Annotated in this window: 15 protein-coding genes; 12 read left to right on the top strand and 3 right to left on the bottom strand. The window is 65.7% G+C overall.

Features of this window, described 5'->3' with window-relative positions:
- Positions 1 to 140 precede the first annotated feature (140 nt).
- The gene (locus tag BRA1417_RS0106190) at positions 141 to 1,178 is read right to left on the bottom strand and encodes a LysM peptidoglycan-binding domain-containing protein (protein ID WP_027515078.1); all 1,038 of its coding nucleotides are present in this window, start codon (positions 1,176 to 1,178) and stop codon (positions 141 to 143) included.
- A 184-nt stretch (positions 1,179 to 1,362) separates the two neighbouring features.
- Between BRA1417_RS0106190 and BRA1417_RS0106185 the strand changes: the two genes are divergently transcribed.
- The 10 genes from BRA1417_RS0106185 to BRA1417_RS0106140 all read left to right on the top strand — a co-directional run bounded on the left by BRA1417_RS0106185 (position 1,363) and on the right by BRA1417_RS0106140 (position 12,371).
- Positions 1,363 to 2,067: a hypothetical protein gene (locus tag BRA1417_RS0106185; protein ID WP_027515077.1), complete on the top strand. Its 705-nt coding sequence runs from the start codon at positions 1,363 to 1,365 to the stop codon at positions 2,065 to 2,067.
- A gap of 139 nt (positions 2,068 to 2,206) precedes the next feature.
- Positions 2,207 to 4,870, top strand: coding sequence for an EAL domain-containing protein (locus BRA1417_RS0106180; RefSeq protein WP_027515076.1), 2,664 nt, complete (start codon positions 2,207 to 2,209; stop codon positions 4,868 to 4,870).
- Positions 4,871 to 5,203: 333 nt separating this feature from the next.
- Positions 5,204 to 6,163 carry an AraC family transcriptional regulator gene (locus BRA1417_RS0106175; protein ID WP_198034790.1) on the top strand — a complete coding sequence of 320 codons (960 nt, stop codon included), beginning with the start codon at positions 5,204 to 5,206 and terminating at the stop codon, positions 6,161 to 6,163.
- 98 nt (positions 6,164 to 6,261) lie between these two features.
- Positions 6,262 to 6,552 carry a hypothetical protein gene (locus BRA1417_RS0106170; protein WP_027515074.1) on the top strand — a complete coding sequence of 97 codons (291 nt, stop codon included), beginning with the start codon at positions 6,262 to 6,264 and terminating at the stop codon, positions 6,550 to 6,552.
- A gap of 101 nt (positions 6,553 to 6,653) precedes the next feature.
- Positions 6,654 to 7,859 carry an NAD(P)/FAD-dependent oxidoreductase gene (locus BRA1417_RS0106165; RefSeq protein WP_027515073.1) on the top strand — a complete coding sequence of 402 codons (1,206 nt, stop codon included), beginning with the start codon at positions 6,654 to 6,656 and terminating at the stop codon, positions 7,857 to 7,859.
- Between the two features lie 79 nt (positions 7,860 to 7,938).
- On the top strand, positions 7,939 to 8,736 hold the full coding sequence (locus tag BRA1417_RS0106160; protein WP_027515072.1) for an acetoacetate decarboxylase: 798 nt from the start codon (positions 7,939 to 7,941) through the stop codon (positions 8,734 to 8,736).
- A gap of 32 nt (positions 8,737 to 8,768) precedes the next feature.
- Entirely contained in the window at positions 8,769 to 9,941 is a 1,173-nt protein-coding gene (locus BRA1417_RS0106155) for a patatin-like phospholipase family protein (RefSeq protein WP_035968363.1), read from the top strand.
- A 34-nt stretch (positions 9,942 to 9,975) separates the two neighbouring features.
- Positions 9,976 to 10,758 carry a 3-hydroxybutyrate dehydrogenase gene (locus BRA1417_RS0106150; RefSeq protein ID WP_027515070.1) on the top strand — a complete coding sequence of 261 codons (783 nt, stop codon included), beginning with the start codon at positions 9,976 to 9,978 and terminating at the stop codon, positions 10,756 to 10,758.
- Positions 10,759 to 10,885: 127 nt separating this feature from the next.
- Positions 10,886 to 11,803, top strand: coding sequence for an MBL fold metallo-hydrolase (locus BRA1417_RS0106145; RefSeq protein WP_027515069.1), 918 nt, complete (start codon positions 10,886 to 10,888; stop codon positions 11,801 to 11,803).
- Positions 11,804 to 12,011: 208 nt separating this feature from the next.
- Positions 12,012 to 12,371 (top strand): hypothetical protein, encoded by a 360-nt coding sequence (locus tag BRA1417_RS0106140; RefSeq protein WP_027515068.1) that lies wholly within the window; start codon positions 12,012 to 12,014, stop codon positions 12,369 to 12,371.
- Positions 12,372 to 12,442: 71 nt separating this feature from the next.
- Here BRA1417_RS0106140 and BRA1417_RS45940 read toward each other — a convergent pair whose 3' ends face one another.
- Positions 12,443 to 12,565 (bottom strand): hypothetical protein, encoded by a 123-nt coding sequence (locus BRA1417_RS45940; RefSeq protein ID WP_018456612.1) that lies wholly within the window; start codon positions 12,563 to 12,565, stop codon positions 12,443 to 12,445.
- A 96-nt stretch (positions 12,566 to 12,661) separates the two neighbouring features.
- Positions 12,662 to 12,838, bottom strand: coding sequence for a hypothetical protein (locus BRA1417_RS43630; RefSeq protein WP_155809827.1), 177 nt, complete (start codon positions 12,836 to 12,838; stop codon positions 12,662 to 12,664).
- A 138-nt stretch (positions 12,839 to 12,976) separates the two neighbouring features.
- On the opposite strand from BRA1417_RS43630, the gene BRA1417_RS45935 reads away from it, so the two are divergent.
- A complete protein-coding gene (locus tag BRA1417_RS45935) occupies positions 12,977 to 13,108 on the top strand; it encodes a hypothetical protein (RefSeq protein ID WP_256379139.1) in 132 nt (43 codons plus the stop codon).
- A 120-nt stretch (positions 13,109 to 13,228) separates the two neighbouring features.
- Complete coding sequence (locus tag BRA1417_RS0106120; protein WP_027515067.1) at positions 13,229 to 14,353, top strand: beta-propeller fold lactonase family protein; 1,125 nt, start codon at positions 13,229 to 13,231, stop codon at positions 14,351 to 14,353.
- The last annotated feature ends 150 nt before the right edge of the window (positions 14,354 to 14,503 follow it).

Below are 14,503 nucleotides of genomic sequence, written 5' to 3'. Positions count from 1 at the left end.
TTCGCGGCCTCCTCAGGATGAGGCTTGGCAGCACATCCGCCTGCGTTGAAATGCCGCCGCAGACTCATCCCTCATCCTGAGGGCCCGCCGCAGGCGGGCGTCTCGAAGGATGGCCGCAGGCGCGCGGCGAAGCGCTCTCCTCACTCCGCCTTTTGCGGCACCACGAAGGTCTGGCCGGGATAGATCAGATTGGGATTGTGGATCTTGGCGCGGTTGGCGTTGTAGATCACGGCAAAGCGGGCGCCGTCGCCGTAAGCGAGCCGGCTCAGTGCCCACAGGCTGTCGCCGCGGGAGATCACCCGGCTGCCGCCTGTTTCCGCCGGTGCACCGCCGACGACGTCCGCCGGTGAGGCCGATGCAACGGTCGTGGCCGCGGGCGTCCGCGCCATGACCCCCGACCCGCCCTTTGGTTTCGGTGCGCCCATCAATCTCGGCCGGGCCGCGGGCCGGTCCGAGACCGATGCCACCACATCCGACTTGTCGTCGGGCTTCTCGGCCTTCGCTTCCTGCTTCGTCTCTTGTCTAACCTCTTGCCTCGCGACCGGTGCAGGGCGCGCGGGCGGCGGCGCGGCTTCGGCGATCACCACCGGCATGCTGCGGCCGGATTGCGTGACGGTGCCGTCAGGCGATTTCGCCCGCAGGGTCAGCTCGTAGGAACCGGCGGGAAGCTGCGGCGGCGTCATCACGAATTGGCCCGAGGCATCCGCCACCACACTGTCGAGCGGCTTGCCGTCGCGCAGCAGCTCGACCTTGGCGCCCGGCGTCGCCTGGCCCGCGATCACCGCTGCCTCGCCGTGATCGTCGACGCGTGCGACGTCGAAACGGGGGCCGCTATCGGCAACCGCCGGCGGCGGCTTGACCGGTGCAAGATCGGCAAGCGCGGCCGTGACCTGCTTCTGGGTTTCAGCCAATGCACCCGCCTTCGGCTCGGGGGCCGGCGCCGGAGATGCAGCTGGTGCCGGCGGCGCGGCCGCGGCGAGTTTTGGCTCTTCCGGCTTGAGTTCCGGCTTGGGTTCGACCTTCTGTTCGACCTTAGCCTCCGGCTTGGCGGCGACCACGGTGTCGGTCTTCGCCCCCATCGGCAGCAGGCGGCGCAGCTCGGTGGGGCCGATCACGAGCACGGTGCCGCCCACCGCGAGCAGACAGAATGCAATGAAGGCCTTGGTCGCGGTCACCATCGGAAACGAACCTTGATCAGGAAGAACCTGGCAAATCAATCGAGGCGGCAAGTTGCGCCGTTTTGGCCACGGCAGCAAGACGGTCGATGGGATGATGCGCCGGCGTCGGGGATGAACCAGCGCACCCCCGCCAGCGTCAAATGCTCGAGGCCGCACCGCGGCATTTTTCTCGAGGAATTTCCCCGTGAACGCATTTTGCCGTCCCGCACAATTGCCGGTACTTGGGCTGGTGCTTGCCCTCATCCTGGCCGCAACTCCGGCGCGCGCCGCGTCCGGCCCGCCGCCTGGCTTCGCTCTCACCGACGATGCCGAACTCGCCTTCACCTCGCCCGACAAAGCCACCCGGCTCGAGCAGTACAAGAAGGACGACGGGGATTTCGACATCAAATGGCAGGTCTGGGCGCGGAACGGCGAAGCGATGACCGAGCTGACGCCGGAGCAGGGCTATCCGGCCGGCTTCCGCTTCACGCCCGACTCGCAATGGCTGGTGCGGATGCAGAAGACCGGCTCCGGCGAGCAGGACCTGTATCTCTACCGTCTCGAGAAAGGCGCCTTCGTCAGCGCGACGAAGACCTCGCTCAGCGACTTGGCCTGGGCCTATTTCCACAGCCGCCCGGACACCGGAAAGATGAAGCTCGACTACCACATCTCGGCCAATCTCGTGAAAGGCACCGAAGAAGCCTATCGCGGGCTCGGCGTGCACTGGCCGGACAACCGTTACCTCGTGATCTCGCTATCGGGTGAAATGGACAAACATCCGAAGAACGTCGCCGTGAAGGGGCTGGCCGACTGGCGCTGCCGCTATGATCTCAAGACCGGGACCTTCGACGTGCCGGCGATGTTCGCCAAGACCAATGCGGAAGCGTTGAGATGGGAAATCCGACGCTGAGGGAACCATGGTCCACCGCGCCTTCAGACAAGCGATGGAACCAACCCTCTGATTCCATTCCGATTCATGTTTTCCTAACCCTTACTGGTAACGTGGTCTTGTCGGTTTTGCCGCATCTTGCATCCCACGGGAGGGCTGCATGGGCACATCGATCCGATGGAGCGCGCGCATGCGCGCGTTGCTGCGCCGTTGGCGCGGCGCGCCGCTGACATGGCTGATCGCAGGCGGCTTCGTGCTGATGGCCGCAATGGCTGTGGGCACCGCGCTCACCGTCGACCGCTTCCGGCAGAATGCGATCGAAAGCGGCCGCGACAGCCTGGAGAGCGCGGTCCGGTTGCTCGCCCGCCATTTCGACCGCGAGTTCGAGGACTTCGCGGTGCTGCAGAAGAGCATCATCGCCGAGCTCGAAAGCCATGGCATCGAATCCGCCGATGTCTTCCGCAGCGAGATGGGCACGCTTGCCGTGCACGAAGTGCTGCGCGCCAGAGCCAGCGGCTGGTCGGACGTCGCCGGCGCCAATTTATTCGACGCCAAGGGCGTGCTGATCAACTCGTCGCGGCGCTGGCCGGTCGCCGATGTTTCGGTCGCCGACCGCGGCTATTTCAATCGCCTCAAGAACGATCCAGCTTCGCAGGAGGAGGTCGAGGTGGTGCCCGGACGGTTGGGCAGCGGGCCGGCGATCGTGTTCGCGCGCCGCGTCTCCGGCCCCCACGGCGAATTCCTTGGGCTGGTCTCGCGTGCAATCGCGCCGGACCAGCTCGAATCCTTCTTCGCCTCGAGCGGGCTCGGCGAGGACTCCTCGATCGCGATGCACCACCAGAACGGCCAGTTGCTCGCGCGCGTTCCGCATGTGGACGCGATGATCGGGCAGAATTTCCGCAACGGCACGCCCGAGCAGGTGGCGGTGTTCGAGCGCACCTTCGTCACGACCCAGCTCGCAAGTCCGATCGACGGCAAGGATCGCCTCGTCGCCGCACGCCTCCTGACCGGCGAGCCGCTGGTCGTGGTTGCAACCAGGTCGCTGGATGCGACGCTGGCGACATGGCACACGCAAACCAAATTCTTCGTGGCCGTAGCCGTGATGTCGATCGGCCTGCTCGTGCTCACGCTCTATCTCATCTTCCGCCAGATGACCCGTCGGCTCGCCGTGGAGAAGCACCAGCTCGACACCGCGATGAACACGATGACGCAGGGCCTCCTGATGTTCGACCAGGACGAACGGCTGATCGTCTGCAACCGGCGCTACATCGAGATGTACGGACTGTCGGCGGACGTGGTGAAGCCCGGCGCGTATTTCCGCGACGTGATCCAGCATCGCCACGACACGGGTTCGTTCCACGGCGACGTCGATTCCTATTGCGACGGCATTTTGGGCAATGCCGGGCAGACGCAGAGCACGATCGTCGAGACCTCCGATGGCCGCCTGATCGAGATCAAGAACCAGCCCGGTGCCGCCGGCGGTTGGCTCGCGACCCATGACGACGTCACCGAGCGCATCCGCGCCGACGAGCGCATCGCGCATATGGCGCATTACGACGCGCTGACCGACCTACCCAACCGCGTGCTGATGCGCGGCCATCTGGAGCGGCGCGTCGCGGAGCTTGCCCAGGGCAAGCCGTTCGCGATCCTCTATATCGACGTCGACGAGTTCAAGGGCGTCAACGATTCGCTTGGGCACGAGGTCGGCGACGAGCTGCTGCGCCAGGTCGCGAACCGCCTGCGCGCCTGCATCAGCGGCAACGACATGGTGGCGCGGTTGGGCGGCGACGAATTCGCAATCGTCAAGGCCGGCACCCGCGACGAGGCCGAGCTGACGGCGCTGGCCGAGCAGATCCTGAAGGCGCTGCGCGCGCCCGTAAACTACAATGGCCAGGAAATCCCGACCGATGCCAGCATCGGCATCGCGATCGCGCCCGACCACGGCGACAATCTCGACGATTTGCTCAAGCGCGCCGATCTCGCGATGTATGCGGCGAAATCCGAGGGCCGCCGCACCTTCCGCGTCTTCGCGCCCGAATACGACGCCAAGGCGCGGCTGCGCCGCCAGCTCGAGTTCGATCTACGGCAGGCGCTGGCCCGTGGCGAGTTCGAGGTGCACTATCAGCCGCTGGTCGATCTTGCGGCCAACGTCGTCACCGGCTGCGAAGCGCTGCTGCGCTGGCACCATCCGGAGCGCGGCATGGTCTCGCCCGCCGATTTCATCCCGGTTGCGGAAGAGACCGGATTGATCGGCGAGATCGGTGAATGGGTGCTGAGGCAGGCCTGCACCGAGGCCGCCTCCTGGCCCGGCGACATCCACATCGCGGTCAACGTCTCACCGGTGCAGTTCCGCTCGCGGACGTTGGCGCTGAAGGTCGCAGCCGCGCTCGCCGAGTCGGGTCTCGCCCCCGGACGGCTCGAGCTCGAGATCACCGAGACTGTCCTGATCCGCGACGACCAGGAGGCGCTGACGATCCTGCAACAGCTGCGCGAGCTCGGCGTGCGCATCGCGCTCGACGATTTCGGCACCGGCTATTCGTCTCTGAGCTATTTGCATCGTTTCCCGTTCGACAAGATCAAGATCGACCGCAGCTTCATCAGCGACATCGGTCAGTCGGAAGATTCCTCGCCGATCGTGCAGGCGGTGGTGCACATGGCCGCCGCCCGTCACATGGCGACGACCGCGGAAGGCGTCGAGACCGAAGCGCAGCGCGCGGTGCTGCTCCAGCTCGGATGCAGCCAGATGCAGGGCTGGCTGTTCAGCCCGGCCGTGCCGGCGGCGAAGTTGAAGCTGCTGTTGTCGGCACAGGCGGCCGCGGCCTAGCGGCGCCCCGGTCGTCCCGGTCCCTCCCTTTGGAGGATTTCCGGACCAGGCTTGTCCACTTCGATTTTCGGCCGTCCCGCGCCACGAGCGTGCCCGATCGCGACACCGATGTGGCGGCGGTGTGGCGGCCTGCCCCCTTTTCTCAGAAGCACTTCTCCTCCCCGTCCGCCCGCCGTGCGTTCGCGAAAGCGCGGGCCGGCTTGGAGCAGGATCGGACAAAGCGTGGCGGGTTCAGGAAATACGCACCGCAACCGCGGCGCATAGAACACGTGCCATTCCGTACAAATACGGACGCCTGATCGAAAGCCCGAGCTGATCAGCAGGAGCCACACCATGACCGGGAACACTGCACTCATGCGCACTCCCTCGCACAAGGGCTTGCCGCCCGCACCCGACGCACAGCCCGGCGACCGCTCGACGTCCGAGCGGCGCGCCGCCGACGCGGAGATGGCGCGCGTGCTCGGGACCGAGCCGCTTCGCATGGCGCTGGACTCCTCCGGTGCCGGTATCGCGCACTGGAAGCACGATCCGCTGCACGACGTCGTCGAGCCCATGCGCCACCACGTGATCATGGCGCATAAAGGCGTGATGCAGCGCATGGAGCGGCGCTCGGGAAAATCGATCGCAATCGGCACGTTTCGTCCGGGGGTCGTGAACATCGTTCCGGAAGGGTCGAGCTCCCGATGGGACATTCCGAAGCCCGTCGACGTCGTGCAGCTTTACCTTCCCGACGCAACGCTGCAGCGCGTCGCCGGCGAGGCCGGGACCGCCGGGCCCGCCGAATTGATTGAGCGAACGGCGCATCCCGACACGATCACGTCCCGACTGCTCCTGAGCGCGGCGGATTCGCTGGAGGGCCATGGCGCCCTTGATGCGCTGTTCCGGCATCAGCTCACGGATCTTCTGGCCACGCGCCTTTTGGCTGCGCATGCGGGATCGCCAACCACGTTCCAGCCGACCATGGGCGGGCTGGCGCCGAAGGTCCTGCTCCGTGCAATCGAACGATTGCGCTCCGATAGCGAAGCGGACGTCTCGCTCGATGCGCTGGCGTCCGATGCCGGGCTATCGCGCTTCCATTTCTGCCGGTCTTTCAAGGAGAGCACCGGGCTATCGCCGCATGCCTGGTTACGCCAGCACCGGCTCGAGCAGGCCATGAACATGCTGCGGGAAAGCGACGAATCGATCGTCTCGGTCGCCGCGGCGCTTGGTTACTCCTCGCAGACCGCCTTCGCCGCGGCATTCAAGAAGCTGACGGGCGAGACGCCGAGCGATTGGCGCAGGCGCATGCGTTAGCAGCAATCTCTCGACAGCGACGGCAATCGCGCTGGGGCAACGGCAAATCGGGTCGGCTACATCATCTCCATGTCCAGACCAATCGAGGGAGACCAAAGATGACCTGGAAAAACTTCGTCAGCCGACGGTTGATCTCATCACGCCGCCGGAGCCTCGCGACCGCGACCTTGTACGGACTCTCGCTGGCCGTTCGCTTCACGTCGGCGACGGGCGAGGAAGTGGAAATTCCGGCCTACACCCTGCACCCGGCACGGCCGCCCGTTTCCGTCATGATCCGAAATGGCGCCGGGCTTCCCTATCAGGACTGGAGTCGAAATGAGCTTCAGCCCGTCGTCTTGGGCTACGGCCAGCCGCCGAGATCGGTGATGGCACGCTGCATCGCGCCCTAAGCCAGCGATCCAACCCACCCCACGCGCCGACGCCGGACGCTGCCCTCAACGCAGCAGCGCGCTCGCGCGCGGTTTTCGAACAGCAACCAAGGAGAAAATCCATGCGACTCGTCATCATCGGCGCCGGCTTCGCCGGCATGTACGCCGCCCTTTCCGCAGCGCGACTGCGCGACATCCGGGGCGTCTCGCCGCAAGATCTGCAGATCGCGGTCGTCTCACCGGAGCCGACGCTGGTGGTCCGTCCGCGGCTCTACGAGCCCAAGCCGGAAACCCTGACGGCCCCGCTGCTCGAGCTCCTCGAGGCGATCGACGTCGACTACATCCAGGGCAGCGCCGAGACGATCAACACCGAGGCCCGAACGGTGCAGATCACGCCCGCGAAGGGCTCGCGAAAGACGCTGTCCTACGACCGCCTGGTCGTGACCACCGGCAGCCGGCTATTCCGTCCGAACATTCCGGGCCTCGCCGAGCACGGCTTCAGCGTCGATTCGCTCGACGATGCCGTTGCGCTCGACAAGCATCTGCATGGCCTCGCGGAGCGGCCTGCCGTGAACGGACGCGACACCGTCGTCATCGCCGGCGGCGGCTTCACCGGGATCGAAGCGGCCACCGAAATACCGACGCGGCTGCGCGAAATCCTGGGCCCCAATGCCAGGACTCGCGTCGTCATCGTCGATCGCAACACTGCGATCGCACCCGACATGGGTGCAGGCGCCCGCCCCGTCATCGAGGAAGCCTTGCGGAAGGTTGGCGTCGAGACACGGCTCGGTGCCGGCGTCGCCGCGCTCGACGAGACCGGTGTCACCTTGTCCAGCGGTGAACACATCGAAACCGAGACGGTGATCTGGGCGGCGGGCATGCGTGCAGCGCCGCTGACCGGGCAGATTCCCGCCGAGCGCGACAATTTCGGACGGTTGCTGGTCGATCGCTGCTTGCAGGTGTCAGGCGTTCAGGGTGTCTTCGCGGCCGGCGACGCAGCACGCGCCGCCTGCGACGACGAGGGCAATTACGCACTGATGTCGTGCCAGCACGCCACGCGGATGGGCGCCTTTGCCGGCAACAATGCCGCGGCCGAATTGCTCGGCGTTCCGACCAAGCCCTACCACCAGAAGGCCTACGTCACCTGCCTCGACCTCGGCGAAGCCGGCGCGCTGTTCACACGCGGATGGGAGCGCAAGGTCGAGCTGGTCGGCGACGTCGCCAAGAAGACCAAGCGTGAGATCAACACCGTCTGGATCTATCCGCCGAAGGCGGAGCGCGCCCTGGCGCTCGCGTCGGCCGATCCGGAACGCGTGACCGAAGTCTAGACGCCCCACGGGATGATGGCCGCGCTCCCGCGGGGGGCGCGGCCATCCACTGCAGACCGATCATTCAGGAGCCCACAGCATGAACCAGCAGATCCGCAACCTCGCGTTCGCGATGCCGCTGACGAACCCGGCTTTCCCGCCCGGCCCGTATCGCTTCATCAACCGCGAATATTTCATCATCCAGTACCGGACCGACCCGGAGGCGTTGCGCCGGATTGTGCCGGAGCCGCTGGAGCTGACCGAGCCTGTGGTGAATTACGAATTCATTCGCATGCCCGATTCCACCGGCTTTGGCGACTACACGGAAAGCGGCCAGATCATCCCGGTGTCCTTCCGCGGCCAGACCGGCAGCTTCGTCCACCAGATGTTCCTCAACGATCATCCGCCGATCGCCGGCGGCCGCGAGCTGTGGGGCTTTCCCAAGAAGCTGGCCCAGCCGAAGCTGGCCGTCGAGACCGATACGCTGGTCGGCACGCTGGACTACGGCTCGGTACGCATCGCCACCGGCACCATGGGCTACAAGCATCGCGCCCTCGATCTTTCCACCGAAGCACGGAAGCTCATCGCGCCCAATTTCCTGCTGAAGATCATCCCGCACGTCGACGGCACCGCGCGCATCTGCGAGCTGGTGCGCTTCCATCTCGAAGACGTGACGGTGAAAGGCGCATGGACGGGCCCCGCCGCGCTCGATCTCTTCTCCCACGCGCTCGCGCCGGTCGCCGAGCTGCCGGTTCTTCAGGTGCTCTCGGCCAAGCATATCGTTGCCGACCTGACGCTCGGATTAGGCACCGTGGTGCACGACTATCTGGAGCGGCCCGCGGCGGCGCGATCGCGTGGAGCCGGATCTGAAATCCTGACCGAAACACACGCGGGCTGACCGACCAGGTCGCATTGCAAGGAGTAGTCGCCATGTTCAACGTGACACGCGAACAAATCGATTCTGCACGACCGATCAATCCGCTGCCTTACGATGTCGTTGCGCTGGTGCTGCAGGGCGGCGGCGCGCTCGGGGCCTACCAGGCAGGCGTCTACGAAGGCTTGCACGAGGCCGGCATCCGGCCGAACTGGCTGGCGGGCATCTCGATCGGCGCGCTCAACGCCGCGATCATCGCGGGCTCCCCGGAGAACGAGCGCGTGGCGCGGCTGCGCGAGTTCTGGGAGACGATCTGCGCAACGCCGGTGGAATGGCCTGCCGGCGAGGGACTGGCCAGTGCGCTACCCTTCGCGTTCGACTTCAACTCCGTGCACAACACGCTTGCCGCGATGCGCGCGCTGTTCCAGGGCCAGCCCGGCTTCTTCAGGCCGCGCTTCCCCTCGCCCTTGTGGTCGCCCTTCTCGGGCGACGCCGCGACCAGCTTCTATGACACGGCGCCATTGCAGCGGACGCTGGAACAGCTCGTCGATTTCGACCGGCTGAACTCGGGCGAAGTGCGCGTCAGCGTCGGCGCGGTCAACGTCCGCACGGGCAATCTCACGTATTTCGACACAGCCGAGCGGCGGCTCGGTCCGAAACACTTCATGGCTTCGGGCGCGCTGCCGCCCGGATTTCCCGCCGTCGAGATCGACTCCGAGCATTACTGGGATGGCGGCGTGGTCTCCAACACGCCTCTCTCCCGCGTGCTGTCGGGCGATGCGAAAGACACGCTGACGTTCCAGATCGATCTATGGTCGGCGCGGGGCCGCGTGCCGCACGACATGATGGAGGTTTCGAGCCGGCAGAAGGACATCCAGTATTCCAGTCGCACCCGCGCCGTGACCGACCAGGCGCTGCGGATGCAGGAGATGCGTCAGGCGCTGCAGCAGACGATCGACAGATTGCCGGAGGCCGCAAGAAACGATCCCGAAATACGCGCCATCGCCGAGCTCGCCCGTCACCGCTCCCACAACATCATCCACCTGATCTACCAGTCCAGGCTCCACGAAGGTCACTCCAAGGACTACGAGTTCGGACCGAAGGCGATGCGCGCGCACTGGCAAAGTGGACGGGACGACATCCGCCGCACGTTGGCCGACGGACGGCGCCTCGAGCGGCCGCCTTCCGAACTCGGCATCGTCACCCACGACATTCACCGCCGCGATTGACGTCGCCGGCAACCATCATCGAAAGGAGTTCTTCATGTTGAAAGGCAAGGTAGCGATCGTCACCGGATCGACCAGCGGCATTGGCCTCGGGATCGCAAGAGAGCTGGCGAGGCTCGGCGCCGATATCGTCCTGAACGGTTTTGGCGATCCGGGGGAGATCGAGAAGATCCGCAGCGGCATCGAACGCGAGGACGGCGTCCGCGTCGCGTATGACGGCGCCGACATGTCGGATGGTGAGGCCGTGCGCGGAATGATCGAGGCGACCATCAAAAAATTCGGACGGCTCGACATCCTCGTCAATAATGCTGGCATCCAGTTCACCGCACCGGTCGAGGAGTTTCCGCCCGCCAAGTGGAAGGCCATTCTCGACATCAATCTGTCGGCCGCATTTCACGGCATCGCGTCAGCCGTGCCCCCGATGAAAAAGCAGCGATGGGGCCGCATCGTCAACATCGCCTCCACGCATGGTCTCGTCGCATCCACCCACAAGGCAGCCTATGTCGCGGCCAAGCATGGCCTCGTCGGCCTTACCAAGGTGGTAGGCCTTGAAACCGCCGGCAGCGGCGTCACTTGCAACGCGGTCTGTCCCGGCTGGGTGCGCACGCCGCTCGTGGAGAAACAGATTAGCGACATCGCGGCGGAGAAAGGCATCAGCCAGAAGCAAGCGGCCGAAGAGCTCCTCGCCGAAAAACAGCCGTCGCTGGACTTCGCCTCCCCGCAGCAGATCGGTGGCACCGTCGCCTTCTTGTGCTCGGCCGCGGCCGACCAGATCACCGGGACGACGATCTCCGTCGATGGCGGTTGGACCGCGCAATGAGCGCGTGACGAGCCTCTAACCCACCAAGCGATGACGGCCGCGCTCTCCCTGGCGGTGCGGCCTGCTCAACCAGGACCAGCCAGAGTCAACACCAACCAAGCGCCTAGCCCTTGAACAGGAGACCAACATGAATCTGCACAACACCTCGTATCCCGTGTCATCGGGACCCGAAGAGCTCGTTCCGTCGCGCTACGCGCTGAAGATCGGCGAGATCGACGTGCTGGTGGTCAGCGACGGCGTGCTGCCGCTGCCGACCAAGATGCTCGCGCACAACGCCGACCCGGCGGTGCGGGCGACCTGGCTGCACGACATGTTCCTGCCGCAGGATGCTTTCGACTGGGCGCTGAACGCCGTCATGGTCCGCAGCGGCGGCAAGACCATCCTCATCGACGCCGGACTGGGCTCGGACCCGAACCTGAACTTGCCGCGCGCCGGGCAGTTGATCAGGCGCCTGGCGGCCGCCGGCATCGATCTTTCGGCGGTGACCGATCTGGTGCTGACCCATCTGCACATGGACCATATTGGCGGCCTGCTGGTCGACGGCGTGAAGCAGCAGCTGCGCAAGGACCTGCGGATCCACGTTGCGGCCGCCGAGGTCAAGTTCTGGGAAGCGCCTGATTTCTCCCGCACCGCCATGCCGGAAGGGTTTCCGGACGCGCTGCGATCGACCGCCAAGCAGTTCCTGAAGGAGTACGGCAGTCAGTTGCGGCTGTTCGATGACGACCAAGAGATTGCGCCAGGCGTCGTCGCCCGTCGCACCGGCGGTCACACCCCCGGACACAGCGTGGTTCGCATGGCGGCCGACGACGACGCGCTGACATTCGCCGGCGATGCCGTGTTTGCCGTCGGGTTCGAGCAACCCGACTGGCACAACGGTTTCGAACACGACCCCGAGGAGGCCGCGCGCGTTCGCGTCCGTCTGTTGCGACAGCTTGCCGAGACCGGCGAAATGCTGGTGGCGACCCACCTGCCGTTCCCGTCCGTGGGCCGGGTGGCAGCCGACGGCGACGCCTTCCGTTGGGTGCCGGTGTTCTGGGACTACTGACCGCTTGCCGGGCTAGAGCCGAAGCAGGGCGCGGACTGGTGGCATCGATGAGTCCGCGCCCTTGAAAATAGGATCAAACATCGACCCTCGCGGTTGCCCTGCGAGACGGCTGGAACCCGATCAGCGGGCGCCAGCCAGCATTGCGTCACGTGCAGCGCAGGTGGCTCCTCGTCTGCGCTCGTGCGCGCGCGAGATCGAGCGAGGCGACATGGCGATCGCGGCATTCAGGATGATCACTCTCGTAGCGGTTGCTGTCCTAATCGGCCCATCCGTGCAGGCCCGCGACGACGGTCGCTACGCGAACTCGCCCCTCAAGGGCTGGTTCGAGAGCCTGCACAGCAAGGGCGGCGGTCCCTGCTGTGCCGACGCCGATGGCACGGCGCTGGACGATGTCGACTGGGACACGAGCAACGGACACTATCGCGTCAGACTCCTGGGCGACTGGATCGAGGTGCCCGACGACACCGTGATCACCGAGCCGAACCGCGCCGGCCGCACCATGGTCTGGCCGTATTACGTCAACGGCCGCGCCAAGATCCGCTGCTTCATTCCGGGCAGCATGACGTGAGATTTTGAATTCTGATGTCCCGGGCGCGGCGCAGCATCCAACATGCGCCGTCGAACCTTGCCGGCGCGGGCTCACTTGACCTGCTTGGCCGCGTGGATCTCGACGAACTCGGAGTCGGGATGGGCGACGATGGTGGCGAACATGATGCCGCTGATGATGAGCGACCAGGCGGTGTCCCAATAAATCCAAAACACGTGCCAGCCTCCGTTTCGATCTGCTCCTCCCGCGGCATCAGGGTAACGGCAAGGCGAGGCTGCCGTTCCCAGCGCGCGGGCGGCGCGGGCGAGGTGCTATTTTGGTTTGGTCGGCGCGGAGTTGGGATCGGTTTGGCCGGTGTGGCGCTTTGCCACGACGTCCTCGTCGCGCTCGCCCTGACGCGGGCGCGGCGGCAGCTTGGGCTGGCCGGCCTGACCGCCATGCTTGCCGCCCATGTCGGGCTTACCTTCGAGATCGTTTTCACGGGGCATGCCGGTTCAATGCGCTCGCGCGGCATTGGTTCGGTTCGGCTGTGAACGAGTTCATAGGATCGCCGCGATTTGCAGTGCACGATCGCCAGGCCCGCCCCCGGGAGCATTCTCATTCATATGACTGACGGATACGGCCTGATGCGGAAGCCACTCGTCGCCTGGACGATCCTGACCTGCGCGCTGCTCGCGGTCACCGTGTGGACCGTGCTCGGGCCGCCCCACACCCCGCCCGGGCGCCATCTGCCCTCCCGCACAGCGGCGATACGGTAGGTCTCCGACCGATACCATCTCGGCATCGATCGATCCCAATTGGAGTTTGGTGCGGCGGGGCGGCTGCCGCTATCCTCCCGGCAAAACGGCAAATGCCGCACAGGCATCCAGGAGGACCCCATGCTGAGACCGACCCGACGCATCAGATCCGGCATACCCCGCGCCGCGATTACCACCACGCTCGCTTTCCTCATCCTCATTTCTGGAGTCCGCGCCGGCATGGCCGAGACCTTCGCTTATGTCGGCAACGCCGACAGCAACGACATCAGCGTGTTCAAGATGGCCGAGAACGGCGAGATGACGCCCGTGCAGACGGCCGCCTTCACCGGCGTCGAAAAGCCCGGCTCCTCGACGCCGCTCGCGATCACGCCCGATCATCGCGTGCTGATCGCCGGTGTCCGCTCGCAGCCGTTTCTCGCGGTGAGCTTTGCGATCGATCCCAAGACGGGCCAGCTCAGCCATCTCGGCAACGGCCCGCTCGCCGACAGCATGGCCAATATCGCCATCGACCGTAGCGGCAAATTCCTGTTCAGCGCCTCCTATGGCGGCAACAAGGTCGCGCTGAATCCGCTGCTCGCCAACGGCGTCGTGGGCGAGCCGAAGCAGGTGATCCCGACCGGGCTGAACGCGCATGCTTTCCTGCCCTCGCCCGACAACCGCTTCGCGTTCGCAACCAATCTCGGCTCCGACCAGATCCTGGCCTTCGCGTTCGATGCCACGACCGGCACGCTCACGCCGAGCGATCCGGCGGCTCACAAGGTGCCGGAGAAATCGGGGCCGCGGCATTTCGTGTTCCACCCCAACGGCAAGTTCGTCTATCTCCTCCACGAGCTGAACGGCGACGTCGCGGCGTTCGCCTATGAGGCCAAGGGGGGCGCATGGGACGAGATCCAGCGCACCAGCGCCTTGCCAGAAGGATTTACCGAAAAGCCCTGGGCCGCCGACATCCACGTCACCCCCGACGGCCGTTTCCTTTACGCCTGCGAGCGCACCACCAGCACGCTCACCGCCTACAAGGTCGATGCGACAAGTGGCAAGCTGACGACGATCGGCAGCGTGCCGACCGAGAAGCAGCCGCGCGGCTTCCACATCGATCCCGGCGGCCGCTACCTTGCCGCAGTGGGCGAGCTCTCCGACAGCATGACGGTCTATGCCATTGACCAGAGCAGCGGCGCACTCGCCAAGCTGAAATCCTACGCCACCGGCAAGAAGCCGAACTGGGTGGAGTTCTTGAGCCTGCCGTGAGGGGGCTCCTTTGGAGACTGCGGGATGAGTTCGGCCTGCATGGTTCGAGACGCCCGCTTTGGCGGGCTCCTCACCATGAGGGTCTGATATCGCGCTGCCAAGCCTGACCTCATCCTGAGGGCGCGCCGCAGGCGGGCGTCTCGAAGGATG

Origin of the sequence: Bradyrhizobium sp. WSM1417, assembly GCF_000515415.1 — a bacterium.
In the GTDB taxonomy this organism is placed as follows: domain Bacteria; phylum Pseudomonadota; class Alphaproteobacteria; order Rhizobiales; family Xanthobacteraceae; genus Bradyrhizobium.
The sequence above is the reverse complement of the archived record's forward strand: the minus strand, read 5'-3'. Positions and strand labels throughout refer to the sequence as shown.

What these genes read in the sequence shown, in the direction of transcription:
- BRA1417_RS0106190 (WP_027515078.1), bottom strand. Translation starts at nt 1,178, where the DNA reads ATGGTGACCGCGACCAAGGCCTTCATTGCATTCTGTCTGCTCGCGGTG.
- BRA1417_RS0106180 (WP_027515076.1), top strand. Translation starts at nt 2,207, where the DNA reads ATGGGCACATCGATCCGATGGAGCGCGCGCATGCGCGCGTTGCTGCGC.
- BRA1417_RS0106175 (WP_198034790.1), top strand. Translation starts at nt 5,204, where the DNA reads ATGACCGGGAACACTGCACTCATGCGCACTCCCTCGCACAAGGGCTTG.
- BRA1417_RS0106170 (WP_027515074.1), top strand. Translation starts at nt 6,262, where the DNA reads ATGACCTGGAAAAACTTCGTCAGCCGACGGTTGATCTCATCACGCCGC.
- BRA1417_RS0106165 (WP_027515073.1), top strand. Translation starts at nt 6,654, where the DNA reads ATGCGACTCGTCATCATCGGCGCCGGCTTCGCCGGCATGTACGCCGCC.
- BRA1417_RS0106160 (WP_027515072.1), top strand. Translation starts at nt 7,939, where the DNA reads ATGAACCAGCAGATCCGCAACCTCGCGTTCGCGATGCCGCTGACGAAC.
- BRA1417_RS0106155 (WP_035968363.1), top strand. Translation starts at nt 8,769, where the DNA reads ATGTTCAACGTGACACGCGAACAAATCGATTCTGCACGACCGATCAAT.
- BRA1417_RS0106150 (WP_027515070.1), top strand. Translation starts at nt 9,976, where the DNA reads ATGTTGAAAGGCAAGGTAGCGATCGTCACCGGATCGACCAGCGGCATT.
- BRA1417_RS0106145 (WP_027515069.1), top strand. Translation starts at nt 10,886, where the DNA reads ATGAATCTGCACAACACCTCGTATCCCGTGTCATCGGGACCCGAAGAG.
- BRA1417_RS0106140 (WP_027515068.1), top strand. Translation starts at nt 12,012, where the DNA reads ATGGCGATCGCGGCATTCAGGATGATCACTCTCGTAGCGGTTGCTGTC.
- BRA1417_RS43630 (WP_155809827.1), bottom strand. Translation starts at nt 12,838, where the DNA reads ATGCCCCGTGAAAACGATCTCGAAGGTAAGCCCGACATGGGCGGCAAG.
- BRA1417_RS45935 (WP_256379139.1), top strand. Translation starts at nt 12,977, where the DNA reads ATGCGGAAGCCACTCGTCGCCTGGACGATCCTGACCTGCGCGCTGCTC.
- BRA1417_RS0106120 (WP_027515067.1), top strand. Translation starts at nt 13,229, where the DNA reads ATGCTGAGACCGACCCGACGCATCAGATCCGGCATACCCCGCGCCGCG.